Origin of the sequence: Pseudomonas lijiangensis, from assembly GCF_018968705.1 — a bacterium.
Classification (GTDB): Bacteria; Pseudomonadota; Gammaproteobacteria; order Pseudomonadales; family Pseudomonadaceae; genus Aquipseudomonas; species Aquipseudomonas lijiangensis.
In genome coordinates, this window is the sequence record NZ_CP076668.1 from 163,807 (window position 1) to 175,844 (window position 12,038).

The 12,038-nt window shown below is 59.0% G+C and carries 14 protein-coding genes; 8 read left to right on the forward strand and 6 right to left on the reverse strand.

From position 1 onward, the window contains the following. Positions 1 to 146: 146 nt before the first annotated feature. Both rpmB and rpmG read left to right on the forward strand, forming a co-directional pair. Positions 147 to 380 (forward strand): 50S ribosomal protein L28, encoded by a 234-nt coding sequence (gene rpmB / locus KQP88_RS00755; RefSeq protein ID WP_025257921.1) that lies wholly within the window; start codon positions 147 to 149, stop codon positions 378 to 380. Positions 381 to 390: 10 nt separating this feature from the next. Then, on the forward strand, positions 391 to 546 hold the full coding sequence (gene rpmG, locus KQP88_RS00760) for a 50S ribosomal protein L33 (RefSeq protein WP_007894709.1): 156 nt from the start codon (positions 391 to 393) through the stop codon (positions 544 to 546). A 68-nt stretch (positions 547 to 614) separates the two neighbouring features. Here the strand turns inward: rpmG and KQP88_RS00765 are convergent, their stop codons facing one another. Beyond that, positions 615 to 818, reverse strand: coding sequence for an I78 family peptidase inhibitor (locus tag KQP88_RS00765; protein ID WP_200993672.1), 204 nt, complete (start codon positions 816 to 818; stop codon positions 615 to 617). 72 nt (positions 819 to 890) lie between these two features. Further along, a complete protein-coding gene (locus tag KQP88_RS00770; protein WP_200993671.1) occupies positions 891 to 1,262 on the reverse strand; it encodes a cupin domain-containing protein in 372 nt (123 codons plus the stop codon). 249 nt (positions 1,263 to 1,511) lie between these two features. Between KQP88_RS00770 and KQP88_RS00775 the strand changes: the two genes are divergently transcribed. Together KQP88_RS00775 and KQP88_RS00780 are read left to right on the forward strand one after the other, a co-directional pair. Next, positions 1,512 to 3,005, forward strand: coding sequence for an aldehyde dehydrogenase (locus KQP88_RS00775; protein WP_216704577.1), 1,494 nt, complete (start codon positions 1,512 to 1,514; stop codon positions 3,003 to 3,005). A 108-nt stretch (positions 3,006 to 3,113) separates the two neighbouring features. Further along, positions 3,114 to 4,262, forward strand: coding sequence for an MFS transporter (locus KQP88_RS00780; RefSeq protein WP_095067358.1), 1,149 nt, complete (start codon positions 3,114 to 3,116; stop codon positions 4,260 to 4,262). On the opposite strand, the gene KQP88_RS00785 is transcribed toward KQP88_RS00780, so the two are convergent. After that, a complete protein-coding gene (locus KQP88_RS00785) occupies positions 4,259 to 5,836 on the reverse strand; it encodes a phospholipase D family protein (protein WP_216704578.1) in 1,578 nt (525 codons plus the stop codon). The genes KQP88_RS00780 and KQP88_RS00785 overlap by 4 nt on opposite strands. Before the next feature lie 67 nt (positions 5,837 to 5,903). Beyond that, positions 5,904 to 7,325: an aminotransferase-like domain-containing protein gene (locus KQP88_RS00790; RefSeq protein ID WP_200993669.1), complete on the reverse strand. Its 1,422-nt coding sequence runs from the start codon at positions 7,323 to 7,325 to the stop codon at positions 5,904 to 5,906. Positions 7,326 to 7,500: 175 nt separating this feature from the next. Here KQP88_RS00790 and KQP88_RS00795 point away from each other — a divergent pair, with 175 nt between their 5' ends. Then, the gene (locus KQP88_RS00795; RefSeq protein WP_200993668.1) at positions 7,501 to 7,737 is read left to right on the forward strand and encodes a DUF1127 domain-containing protein; all 237 of its coding nucleotides are present in this window, start codon (positions 7,501 to 7,503) and stop codon (positions 7,735 to 7,737) included. Between the two features lies 1 nt (position 7,738). On the opposite strand, the gene KQP88_RS00800 is transcribed toward KQP88_RS00795, so the two are convergent. Then, positions 7,739 to 9,040: an NAD(P)/FAD-dependent oxidoreductase gene (locus KQP88_RS00800; RefSeq protein ID WP_216704579.1), complete on the reverse strand. Its 1,302-nt coding sequence runs from the start codon at positions 9,038 to 9,040 to the stop codon at positions 7,739 to 7,741. 107 nt (positions 9,041 to 9,147) lie between these two features. Here KQP88_RS00800 and KQP88_RS00805 point away from each other — a divergent pair, with 107 nt between their 5' ends. Beyond that, a complete protein-coding gene (locus KQP88_RS00805) occupies positions 9,148 to 9,501 on the forward strand; it encodes a YkgJ family cysteine cluster protein (protein WP_200993666.1) in 354 nt (117 codons plus the stop codon). Positions 9,502 to 9,668: 167 nt separating this feature from the next. Here the strand turns inward: KQP88_RS00805 and KQP88_RS00810 are convergent, their stop codons facing one another. Beyond that, positions 9,669 to 10,157, reverse strand: coding sequence for an Lrp/AsnC ligand binding domain-containing protein (locus KQP88_RS00810; RefSeq protein WP_025257931.1), 489 nt, complete (start codon positions 10,155 to 10,157; stop codon positions 9,669 to 9,671). A gap of 156 nt (positions 10,158 to 10,313) precedes the next feature. On the opposite strand from KQP88_RS00810, the gene dadA reads away from it, so the two are divergent. Together dadA and KQP88_RS00820 are read left to right on the forward strand one after the other, a co-directional pair. Next, positions 10,314 to 11,615 carry a D-amino acid dehydrogenase gene (gene dadA, locus KQP88_RS00815; RefSeq protein WP_198723400.1) on the forward strand — a complete coding sequence of 434 codons (1,302 nt, stop codon included), beginning with the start codon at positions 10,314 to 10,316 and terminating at the stop codon, positions 11,613 to 11,615. Continuing rightward, complete coding sequence (locus tag KQP88_RS00820) at positions 11,587 to 11,940, forward strand: RidA family protein (protein ID WP_198723399.1); 354 nt, start codon at positions 11,587 to 11,589, stop codon at positions 11,938 to 11,940. Before dadA ends, KQP88_RS00820 begins: the two co-directional genes overlap by 29 nt. Positions 11,941 to 12,038: the final 98 nt, after the last annotated feature.

The window sequence follows — 12,038 nt, forward strand, 5'->3', positions numbered from 1 at the left end:
AGCGCTCTTTTCTAGGGGCCCGGTTCCTTCACTGTAGGTGTAGCCGGTAAGACCCTTAAAGAAACGCGGCGCCTGGCGCCAAATGACTGAGAGATTAAGCGGCCAACCCATGCCGGGTTGGGCATGTGGTTTTAGAGGGCTGAGGCATGTCGAGAGTCTGTCAAGTTACTGGTAAGGGTCCAGTAACCGGGAATAACATTTCCCACGCAAACAACAAAACCCGTCGTCGTTTCCTGCCAAACCTGCAGCATCATCGCTTCTGGGTTGAAGGCGAGAAGCGTTTTGTTCGTCTGCGCGTATCTGCCAAAGGCATGCGTATCATCGACAAGCGTGGCATCGAAGCTGTGCTTGCTGATCTGCGCCGCGACGGCAAAATCTAAGGAGATAATCATGCGTGAATTGATTCGTTTGATCTCGAGCGCCGGTACTGGTCACTTCTACACTACCGACAAGAACAAGCGCACGACTCCGGACAAAATCGAAATCAAAAAATTCGATCCGGTTGTTCGCAAGCACGTGATCTACAAAGAAGGCAAAATCAAGTAATTGATTCTGTCTCCTGCAAAAAAGCCCGCATCGCTGCGGGCTTTTTTGTGTCTGGCTTATTGGCGGTATCAGCCAAAAGTGAAACTCGAAATCAGACCTGCCTGATCTGTATTGATCTGGACACGGTTCAGGTCGAATTCCCTGGTGCTGAAGTCGCCCGGCCCCAGAACGCGGGCGCGGTCGGTCAGCTCGCTGATGTAGGCTTTGAGGCTCGGAAGGTAGCGGGTACCAATCAGGTATTGGAGTGATTGAGTGATTTGTTCGTTAGTCATTTTCATAGTCCTTTATGAGTAATGTCCGAATTGGACGCCCCTAGAGTTGCGAATCCGGAAGCCCTCGCAGCGTTACTTATTTATATCTTTCTCTTCAAAGACCACATAAATCTTGCGGCATGTTTCCAGGACCTCCCAGGTCCCTTTGAAGCCTGCCGGAATCACGAACCGGTCGCCGGCCCGCAAGGTCTTGGCGCGGCCTGCCTCATCACGCAGCACTGAAACGCCCTGCACGATCTCGCAATATTCATGCTCGGTGTAATTGACCCGCCATTGCCCCGGCGTACCTTCCCACACACCTGCATTCATTTGCCCGCACGGGCTGTTGTAATGGTTGTAGATTGTCTGTTGCGGATCGCCCTTGAAGACTTTTTCGGCTGCGGGACGATAGTGCTCGGCGGTCGTAGCGGCTTCGCTGAAATCGACAATGCTCTCGATGCTCATGTGTTCACCTGGCGCTGAAAAGTGATGCTGGTTGGATAGCCGGCAGCCCTGATAAGTGCCGCGCGGCTAAAAATCATCGTTGAATAAAATCAACATAAGCAGCCAAAAATGGCAATTTTTGTCAAATATATTGGAATTGCGAAGGTGCTGGTTTAGGGTGGCGGATGCTTCAGGCTGAACTCGCAGGCTCGGAATCGAGTCCTTGATGTTCCATAGCCGCGCAACGACCATCAAAAGGAGGACATGCGTATGACGACCCTGACTCATGCTGACTGGGAAAAACGTGCCCAGGATTTGAAGATAGAAGGCCGCGCCTTCATCCATGGCGAATACACCGCCGCCGCTTCAGACGCCACTTTTGATTGCCTGAGCCCCGTTGATGGCCGCTTGCTGGCCAAAGTCGCCAGTTGCGATGCCGCCGACGCCCAGCGCGCCGTAGACAGTGCGCGCAGCGTATTCAACTCCGGTGCATGGTCGCGTCTGGCGCCGACCAAGCGCAAGGCCACGATGATCCGCTTCGCAGGCCTGCTGAAAAAACACGTCGAAGAACTCGCTCTGCTTGAAACCCTGGACATGGGCAAGCCGATCAGCGACTCCTTCAATATCGACATTCCCGGCGCCGCCCAGGCGCTGAGCTGGAGTGGCGAGGCCATCGACAAGCTGTACGACGAAGTCGCCGCCACGCCCCATGATCAGTTGGGTCTGGTAACCCGCGAGCCAGTGGGCGTTGTAGCCGCCATTGTGCCGTGGAACTTCCCGCTGCTGATGGCCTGCTGGAAGCTGGGGCCTGCGCTGTCCACCGGTAACTCGGTGATTCTCAAGCCTTCGGAAAAATCGCCGCTGACTGCCATCCGCATCGCGCAACTGGCGATTGAAGCTGGCATTCCGGCGGGTGTGCTCAACGTGCTGCCAGGCCATGGTCATACCGTGGGCAAGGCTCTGGCCCTGCATATGGATGTGGATACCGTGGTGTTCACCGGTTCGACCAAGATCGCCAGACAATTGATGGTCTACGCGGGCGAGTCGAACATGAAGCGTGTCTGGCTTGAGGCGGGCGGCAAGAGCCCGAATATCGTCTTTGCCGACGCGCCGGACCTGCAGGCCGCAGCCGAGGCGGCAGCCAGCGCCATTGCCTTCAACCAGGGCGAAGTCTGCACGGCCGGTTCGCGACTGTTGGTCGAGCGCTCGATCAAGGATCGCTTCCTGCCGCTGGTGATCGAGGCCCTCAAGGCCTGGAAACCAGGCAACCCGCTGGACCCGGCGACGACTGTCGGTGCGCTGGTCGATACCCAACAGATGAACACGGTGCTGTCGTACATCGAGGCCGGTCACGCCGATGGTGCCAAACTGGTTGCGGGCGGCAAGCGCATCCTGGAAGAAACGGGCGGCACTTATGTCGAGCCAACCATTTTCGATGGCGTGAACAACGCCATGAGAATCGCCCAGGAAGAGATCTTCGGACCGGTACTGTCCGTCCTGACCTTTGACAGCGCCGAAGAAGCGATCCAGATCGCCAACGACACGCAATATGGCCTGGCTGCGGCGGTATGGACCTCGAACCTGTCCAAGGCGCATCTGACAGCCAAGGCATTGCGGGCCGGTAGTGTGTGGGTCAACCAGTATGACGGCGGCGACATGACCGCTCCGTTCGGTGGTTTCAAGCAATCGGGCAATGGCCGCGACAAGTCGCTGCATGCGTTCGATAAATACACCGAACTGAAATCGACCTGGATCAAGCTGTAAACCTGGTTTTGTAAGGCTTTAATCTATGGGAGGGGCCTTGGCCTCTCCCACAAGTGACAGGTTTGCCCAAGTTTTATTGAACACTTCTTGACCCGTCGGAGCAGGGAAATGCGTTGGGGTACATATTTCGCCGTGCTGGCCTCTGTCTTGAGTGTCGGCCTGGCGGTGGGCGTCAGCATGCCGCTGGTGTCATTGCGGCTGGAAAGCTGGGGCTATGGCACGTTTGCCATCGGGATCATGGCGGCGATGCCTGCCATCGGGGTGCTGCTGGGCGCCGGGCTTGCGAGCCGACTGGCCTCACACTTCGGTACTGCGAACCTGATGCGTCTGTGTCTGTGGGCCGGTGCGTTTTCGGTCGGTCTGCTGGCGCTGTTGCCCTATTACGGGGTCTGGCTGGTCTTGCGCCTGATGCTGGGCGTTATCCTGACCATCGTTTTCATTCTGGGTGAAAGCTGGATCAACCAGTTGGTGATCGAGCGTTTGCGTGGGCGTCTGGTTGCGCTCTATGGCAGTTGCTATGCCCTGAGCCAACTGGCCGGGCCGCTGTTACTGGGTGTGATCGGCACCCAGGCCGATTATGGTTTCTGGATCGGCGTGGCATTGCTGGTCAGTTCGCCCTTGCTGTTGCTGGGGCGCAGCGGGGCTCCGAATACCGAAGCCTGCTCGGTGACGTTCCGGGATTTGCTCGGCTTCTGCCGTGGCATGCCCGCCATCGCCTGGGCGGTTTCACTGTTTGCCGCCTTCGAGGCGCTGATCCTGACGCTCTTGCCGGTCTACAGTCTGCGTCAGGGCTTCACGCCGGAAGTCGCCTTGATGATGGTCAGCACCGTGGTCGTCGGTGATGCGCTGCTGCAATTGCCCATCGGGCTGCTGGCTGATCGTGTCTCGCGTCGTGCCCTGTTCTCGGGGTGTGCGGTTGCTCTGCTGGCTTCCAGCCTGATGATTCCGTTGCTGATCGATACGGTTCTGATCTGGCCGCTTTGGGTGCTGTTTGGCGCCAGTGCGGGAGGCCTGTTCACCTTGTCGCTGATTCTGATCGGCGAGCGCTATCGCGATGATGCACTGGTGCGCGCCAATGCCCATGTGGCCCAGCTCTGGGGGATCGGCTGCCTGGTCGGGCCGCTGGTGGCGGGTGCCGGCAGCCAGTGGGTCAGCGGCCATGCCTTGCCGTTGATGATGGCGGCCGGGGCATTGGGGCTGGTGATTCTGTCGTTGCGAAACAATGCCTTTGGCGGCGCGCAAAAGGTGGTCGCTTAAAGCATCTTTTCCAGGCCAATGGCCTTGCTGACCCAGGAATTCATGCGGCGCCACCAGCCGCCTGGTTCCTTGTGCAGGGTGTGCATCTGGCCGTTGTCTTCGGTGACCCACACCACCTGGCCATTCTCCAGTTTCACCTCATAACTCAGGTTCGGGGCCATGCCTTGCAGGGTCAGTTCGCGCAGTTCCTCGGCCAGTTGCGGGCTGTCCACCAGTACGCCGACTTCGGTGTTCCACAGCACTGAGCGCGGGTCGAAATTGAACGAGCCGACAAAGATTTTCTGTCGGTCGAAAATCATCGCCTTGCTGTGCAGGCTTGAATCGGAGCTGGTGAGGAACGAGCTTCTTTTGAACAGATGCGGACCGCTGCCGGTGCTTCCCGTGTCGCCGGGCTGGCGGCGCAGTTCGAAGAGTTTCACGTCGTGTTCCAGCAGTGCCTTGCGATAAGGCGCATAGCCGCCATGTACCGCTGGCACGTCGGTGGCCTCCAGTGAGTTGGTCAGCAGGCTCACGGATACGCCAGCGTCCGCACGGTTGGTGAGGTACAGCAAGCCTGCCTCGCCCGGCACGAAGTACGCCGAAATCAGCATCAGTTCCTGGTGTGCCTTCAGCAGCTCGGGAGCCAGTTGCGTCGTGAGCAGCAGATGCGGATCGGGTTCCCCTCGCGCCAGGACCTTGGTCGGCGCGTCCCACAAGGCCTGGTTATGGGCCCACGTCAGTTCGTTGAGCCAGGTGTTCAGGCTGGGCCGGGTCTTGTAGCTCATCAGGCGCTCATACAGGGCCTTGTGCTGCTGATGGGCCTCTTCCAGAGACTTGGCCAGGCGTTTGCGAGCCTTCGCCAGGTCTTTGGTGGTGGGCAGGATGTACATGAACTCATCGATGGGTTTGCTCAGCGTGCTGTTCCAGTACTGATCGAAACTGTGCCCCAGTTGCTCGGCCACCGGACCGACGCTGAGCATGTCGATATCGGTGAAATTCATATTGGGTTCGGCATCGAAGTACTCGTCGCCCAGGTTGCGCCCGCCGACGATGGCCACGCTGCTGTCGGCCAGCCACAGCTTGTTGTGCATGCGCCGATGTTGCTGCGAGAGGTTCATCAGGCGCCCGACACTGCGGGTCACGCCGGTTTCACGGCCCAGGTTCTGCGGGTTGAACAGACGGATCTGGATATTCGGATGAGCGGCGAGGGTGGCGATGGGCTGATCGAGGCCGTCGCTGGTGGTGTCATCCAGCAGGATCCGCACACGAACCCCGCGATCTGCAGCCTTGAGCAGCTCATCGATCAGGATGCGCGTACTCAGGCCGTCATGGGCGATGTAGTACTGCAGATCCAGGCTGCTTTTGGCACTGCGGATCAGCTCGGCACGGGCCATGAACGCATCGGTGCTTTCGGGCAGCAGGCGAAATCCCGAACGCCCTTCATGGGGCATTGCCAAGGCCTGGATCGAGCGTCCGAACTCGGACGTTGAAGGCGCCAGGACCTGGCTCGGCTCGTTGGGAACGCTGAGGTGCGTGCAGCCACTGACGCTCAGCGCAACCAGCAGGCAAAGGGGCAAGGCCCATGATGTCTTCAAATTTTTTGTCCGTCAGGCAGGTTTCGCATGCGATATGACCCTGAAATGACGGAAAGATTTTCAGGTTTCAGTCGGTTTGTGCACTCATTTTCGCAATCATCATGCCGATCGTGCGTACAGCGTTCTCGATTTCCGGTGTCGATTTGGGGGCGAAGTTCATGCGCAGGCAGTTCCTGTATTTCCCGGACGCCGAGAAAATACTGCCCACAGCGATCTGCACATCGTATTCCAGCAAGGCACGATTCAGACGCAATGTGTCGAAGTCTTCCGCCAGTTCCACCCACAACATGAACCCGCCCTGAGGCCGGCTGACCCGTGTGCCTTCAGGGAAATAACGCATGACCCAATCGATCATCTGGTCGCGGCTGCGCTGGTATTGCGCCCGCATGCGCCGCAGATGCGGCTCGAAGTGGCCGCCCTGGAGGAATTCGGCAATCGCCAGTTGCGGCTGGGGTGCTGTGGAGCCGGTGCCGATGTATTTCATGTGCAGCACACGCTCCAGATAACGCCCCGGCGCGACCCAGCCGACGCGCAGCCCTGGAGCGATGCTCTTGGAGAACGAACTGCACAGCAGGACGCGGCCATCTTCATCGAAGGACTTGATGGTGCGCGGGCGAGGGTAGTTGAAGGCCAGGTCGCCATACACGTCGTCTTCGATGATCGCCACGTCGAAACGCTGGGCCAGTGTCAGCAAGGCCCGTTTACGTGCTTCGGGCATCACGTAGCCCAGAGGATTGTTGCAGCTGGGCGTCAACTGTATGGCCTTGATTGGCCACTGTTCCAGCGCCAGTTCCAGGGCTTCGAGGCTGATGCCGGTGATCGGGTCGGTGGGGATTTCCAGCGCCTTCATGCCCAGGCCCTTTAGGGTCTGCATGGCGCCGAAGAAGCTGGGCGAGTCCACGGCCACGATATCGCCCGGTGAGCAGATGGCGCGAATGCTCGCCGACAGGGCTTCGTGGCAGCCGGTGGTGATGATCAGGTCGTTGGCGGTGAGGTTGCAGCCTGAGTCCAGAAGCAGCCGCGCAATCTGTTCGCGAAGTGTATGGACGCCATGGATATTGTCGTAATACAGACCGGGCATGCTCTGTTTGCGGCTCAACTGGCTGAGCGAGCGCATCAGTGGTTTGAGCGTCGGGCTGCTGATATCCGGCATGCCGCGGCCTAGCTGGGTGATCGCATGGGCAGGCGAGACGCGAATCAGGTCCAGCACCTGTTCCCACTGGGAGATATCCACCGGTCGTTGAACCGGGCGGCCCACCGCCGGGAGTGCCGGTGCCTTTCTGCTGGCAGGCACGAAATAGCCGGACTTGGGTTTCGGAGCCGCCAGCCCGCTGTCCTCAAGCACACGATACGCCTGTTGCACGGTGCTCAGGCTGACGCCATGTTCAAGGCTCAGCGCCCGTACCGACGGCAAGCGGTCGCCCGGGCGATAGAAGCCGTTTTCAATGCGTGAGCCAAGCAGTTCGGCGAGGTTGACGTAGAGCGTCATGGCGTACTCTGGAATGTTGTGGGCCGGGGAAGCAATACAGATTGGGCAAAAATATAGCATTCAGTGCTGATTCTGACTTGTCTGTATGGAAATAAATAATGTTTTTTGAATCTGTAATGGTTTTCCGGGACGCGCCATCATGGCATCACACCAAAACATGATGGAGGGTTGAAAAATGAACGGGCTCAGCGATGTGCGTCTAGCGCTTCACAGCCATGAACTGCAGGAGAAGAGTCTGGCGGGCAACGCCAGTGCGAACTCACAACCCTGCATGAGCCGCTGGGCGCTGTATCGTCATCGTTGGACCACCCGTCATGCGCTGCTGAAGCTGACCGAGGATCAGCTTCGCGACATCGGGCTCGATGCCGGGCAGGCCATGGCCGAAGCCATGAAGCCCTTCTGGAGGATGTGAGTCAGCGCAGTTCCTTGAGCCGATGCCAGAGCATTCCCAGCGCCAGTAATGGCGAGCGCAGATGCTTGCCGCCGGGGAAGGTCATGTGCGGGACCTTGGCAAACAACTCGAAGCCATCGCTGTGCTGACCGGCGATGGCCTCGGCCAGTAACCGGCCTGCCAGGTGAGTGGCATTGAGCCCATGACCCGCATAGGCCTGGGCATAGAACACGTTCGGCTTGTCTTTGAGCTGACCGATCTGCGGCAGTCGGTTGGCGCCGATGCCGATCATCCCGCCCCATTGAAAATCTATCTTTACGCCAGCCAGTTGCGGAAAGACTTCCAGCATCTTGGGCCGCATGTAGCCCGCGATGTCCTGCGGGTCGCGCCCCGAGTAGTGACAGGCGCCACCGAACAGCAGGCGTCGGTCGGCGGATAGCCGGTAGTAATCCACCGTTACCCGCTGGTCACAGATCGCCATGTCCCGTGGGATCAGCTCGGCTGCCTGTGCCGCGCTCAAGGGCTCGGTCGCAATGATGTAGCTGCCTGCGGGCAGGATCTTGCCGCCCAGTTCCGGGTTCAGGTCATTCATGTAGGCGTTGCAGCACAGCACCAGCGTCCTGGCCTGTACCGAGCCCGAGGCGGTATGCACCTTGACCTGCGGGCCGTAGTCGATGCGGGTCACGCCCGAATGCTCGAACAGCCTGACCCCCAGCGCCTGGGCAGCGGCAGCTTCGCCCAGCGCCAGGTTCAAGGGATGCAGATGCCCGGAACCCATGTCGATCATGCCGCCGACATAGCGATCCGAGCCTACGACGCTGTGCATCTGTTCCGGCTGGACCAGTTGCAGGCTGTGGCGATAACCCAGGCTGCGCAATTCTTCGAGTTCTTCAGCGAAGCCGGCAAAGTCACGGGGCTTGTTGGCGACATCGCAGTAACCCCATTTCAGATCGCAGTCGATGCCATGGCGTTCGACCCGCTGGCGGACGATCTCCACGGCCTCGATCCCCATCAGCTTGAGCTGGCGCACGCCGTCATGGCCGATGACCGAGGTGAACTGCTCAAGGTCATGGCCGACGCCACGGATCAATTGCCCGCCATTGCGTCCGCTGGCGCCCCAGCCGATTTTTCGGGCTTCGAGCAGGGCCACGCTCAAACCACGTTCGGCCAGTTCAATGGCCGTGTTCAGCCCGGAAAATCCGCCGCCGACCACGCACACATCCACCGTCAGTTCACCTTGCAGCGCAGGGTAATCCGCTTGCGGATGGCTGCTGGCGGCATAGTAAGAGGCGGCATGCGGGTTGTTTTGAACGCGGGCGTTCATGGAGTGATCCTGTTGGCGGCGTTGAATATCAGCAGGGAGGATAAGCCGCTGTCATGCACCTGCCAACTGAGGCAAAATTCCATCACTGTGTCCGGGTGGTCGATTCAATGAGCTGCAACCGTGAAAAAATCCGCGATCTGCGGCGCCAGATTCCTTCTTTCGAGTGCGTGCCTGGCTGCCACGATTGCTGTGGTCCGGTGACCACTTCACCCGAAGAAATGTCGCGCCTGCCCCGCAAGACCGCCGCCGAACAGGAGGCTGCGCTGAACGAGCTGAACTGTGTCCACCTCGGTCCCAATGGCTGCACGGTGTATGACGAACGCCCGCTGATCTGCCGTCTGTTCGGTACCACCCAGACCCTGCCATGCCCGAACGGGCGACGACCTGTCGAGCTGATTCATCCTCGGGTCGAGAAACAGATCCATGAGTACATGGCTTCTACCCGGCAGGTGCTGGTTTAACCCCCGTAGGAGAAATACCGATCATTCAGGCGATAAATTACTTTGTGGGAGGCAGCTTGCTGGCGACTTCAGCGTACAAACGCAGAATATCTGTCGGCTTTGAGGCCTTTTTCGCCAGCAAGCTGCCTCCTACAAGTTTGTGTGTACCTTAACTGATCGCTACGTGCTCAGTCTGCAATCGGCAGGTTCAGGCTCTCTTTCACTTCTTCCATCACGATATAGCTCTTGGACTCCCGCACATGGGGCAGTTTGAGCAGGATGTCGCCCAGCAGCTTGCGGTATGAGGCCATTTCCGAGATGCGGGCCTTGACCAGGTAATCGAAGTCGCCCGATACCAGATGGCACTCCAGCACATGGGGCAGCTTCAGAATGGCCCGGCGAAATTCATCGAAGGTGTCGCCTGACTTGTAATCCAGGCTGATTTCCACGAATACCAGCAGGCTGGCCTTGAGGTATTGCGGGTTTAGGCGGGCGTTGTAGCCCATGATGATGCCTTCGCGCTCCAGTCTGCGAACCCGTTCGGTGCAGGGTGTGGTCGAGAGCCCGACCCGCTCGCCAAGCTCCGTGAACGAGATTCTTCCGTCTGCCTGGAGGATGCGCAGGATATTGCGGTCGATCTTGTCCAGCTCACGTTTTGACTGGTGTTGAGTGCGCACAGGCAGTTTCCCCTCTACGAAAGCGTTCTTTGCCGAGAATTAGCGCTGAATATACGCATATATACAGTGAGATACACTGCTCGATGCTCAATATACTGCACACAATCCTGCTTTAAACTTCAAATGTCAGCGGATATCCGCGATGAGGCTGTCGACATGCGTGTTCTGGTACTTGGTGGTGGCGTAATCGGTACAACCAGTGCCTATTATCTGGCTCGGGCGGGTTTCCAGGTCACTGTGGTGGATCGTCAGCCAGCCGTTGCCATGGAAACCAGTTTTGCCAACGCCGGCCAGGTATCGCCAGGCTACGCATCGCCATGGGCTGCGCCCGGTGTGCCGCTCAAGGCGATCAAGTGGCTGCTGCAGCGTCATGCGCCGCTGGCCATCAAGGCCACGGCGGATATCGATCAATACCTGTGGATGGCGCAGATGCTGCGCAACTGCACGGCCAGCCGCTATGCCGTGAACAAGGAACGCATGGTGCGCTTGTCCGAGTACAGTCGCGACTGCCTTGACGAACTTCGCCTTGAAACCGGTATCGCTTACGAGGGCCGGAGCCTGGGCACTACCCAGTTGTTCCGCACCCAGGAGCAACTGGACAACGCCGCCAAGGACATCGCCGTGCTCGAACAGTCCGGCGTGCCTTACGAACTGCTGGACCGCGAAGGCATTGCCCGGGTCGAACCGGCACTGGCCGGCGTCACCAACATTCTGAGCGGTGCGCTGCGCCTGCCTAACGACCAGACCGGCGACTGCCAGCTGTTCACTACCCGTCTGGCGGAAATGGCCGTCAAGCTGGGCGTCGAATTCCGTTACGGCCAGTCCATCGAACGCCTCGACCATACGGGCGACCGTATCAATGGCGTCTGGATCGATGGCAAGCTCGAAACCGCAGACCGTTATGTGCTGGCGCTAGGCAGCTACTCGCCGCAATTGCTCAAGCCGCTGGGCATCCGCGCACCGGTCTACCCGCTCAAGGGCTATTCGTTGACCGTGCCGATCACCAACCCGGACATGGCACCGACCTCGACCATCCTCGATGAAACCTACAAGGTCGCCATCACCCGTTTCGACAACCGCATCCGCGTCGGCGGCATGGCTGAAATTGCAGGTTTCGACCTCTCGCTCAACCCTCGGCGTCGCGAAACGCTGGAGATGATCGTCAACGACCTCTATCCTCAGGGCGGCGATCTGACCCAGGCCGGTTTCTGGACCGGTCTGCGCCCGACCACGCCCGATGGCACACCTATCGTGGGTGCAACGCCATTGCGCAATCTGTTCCTCAATACCGGCCACGGAACACTGGGCTGGACCATGGCTTGCGGCTCCGGGCGTTTGCTGGCCGACCTCATGGCGAGCGAAAAACCCCAGATCAGCGCTGCAGGTCTCGATATTTCTCGCTATGGCAGTACCAAGGAGAGTGCAAAACATGTCCATTCAGCGCCAGCTCACCAATGAGCGCATGAGTCAGATCGTCGTCCACAATGGCACCGTTTATCTGGCGGGTCAGGTGGGTGACGACATGGCGGGCGGTATCGAAAAGCAGACCCGTGAGACGCTCGACAATATCGAGCGCCTGCTGGATCTGGCGGGCACCACCAAAAGTCGCATCCTGTCCGTCACGATTTACCTGAAGGACATCGATGCCCACTTTGCCGGCATGAACAGTGTCTGGGACAAATGGCTCCCCAAAGGTGTCGCGCCGGCGCGTGCGACGGTCGAAGCCAAACTGTGCGAGCCGGAAATCCTGGTCGAGCTTTCAGTGGTTGCTGCGTTGCCATAACCGCAGAAGATTCATTCGCGAAGGCCGACCACATACTGCAGGGATGTGTTGGGTAGGTGCTTCGCGAATGAGTTTTACATCATGAATTTCAATTTCTC

Bases quoted from the DNA above. Each gene is read 5' to 3' on its own strand.
- KQP88_RS00770 (WP_200993671.1), bottom strand. From the start codon at position 1,262: ATGAGCATCGAGAGCATTGTCGATTTCAGCGAAGCCGCTACGACCGCC.
- KQP88_RS00820 (WP_198723399.1), top strand. From the start codon at position 11,587: ATGTCCATTCAGCGCCAGCTCACCAATGAGCGCATGAGTCAGATCGTC.
- rpmG (WP_007894709.1), top strand. From the start codon at position 391: ATGCGTGAATTGATTCGTTTGATCTCGAGCGCCGGTACTGGTCACTTC.
- KQP88_RS00805 (WP_200993666.1), top strand. From the start codon at position 9,148: ATGAGCTGCAACCGTGAAAAAATCCGCGATCTGCGGCGCCAGATTCCT.
- KQP88_RS00775 (WP_216704577.1), top strand. From the start codon at position 1,512: ATGACGACCCTGACTCATGCTGACTGGGAAAAACGTGCCCAGGATTTG.
- KQP88_RS00790 (WP_200993669.1), bottom strand. From the start codon at position 7,325: ATGACGCTCTACGTCAACCTCGCCGAACTGCTTGGCTCACGCATTGAA.
- dadA (WP_198723400.1), top strand. From the start codon at position 10,314: ATGCGTGTTCTGGTACTTGGTGGTGGCGTAATCGGTACAACCAGTGCC.
- KQP88_RS00800 (WP_216704579.1), bottom strand. From the start codon at position 9,040: ATGAACGCCCGCGTTCAAAACAACCCGCATGCCGCCTCTTACTATGCC.
- rpmB (WP_025257921.1), top strand. From the start codon at position 147: ATGTCGAGAGTCTGTCAAGTTACTGGTAAGGGTCCAGTAACCGGGAAT.
- KQP88_RS00795 (WP_200993668.1), top strand. From the start codon at position 7,501: ATGAACGGGCTCAGCGATGTGCGTCTAGCGCTTCACAGCCATGAACTG.
- KQP88_RS00765 (WP_200993672.1), bottom strand. From the start codon at position 818: ATGACTAACGAACAAATCACTCAATCACTCCAATACCTGATTGGTACC.
- KQP88_RS00780 (WP_095067358.1), top strand. From the start codon at position 3,114: ATGCGTTGGGGTACATATTTCGCCGTGCTGGCCTCTGTCTTGAGTGTC.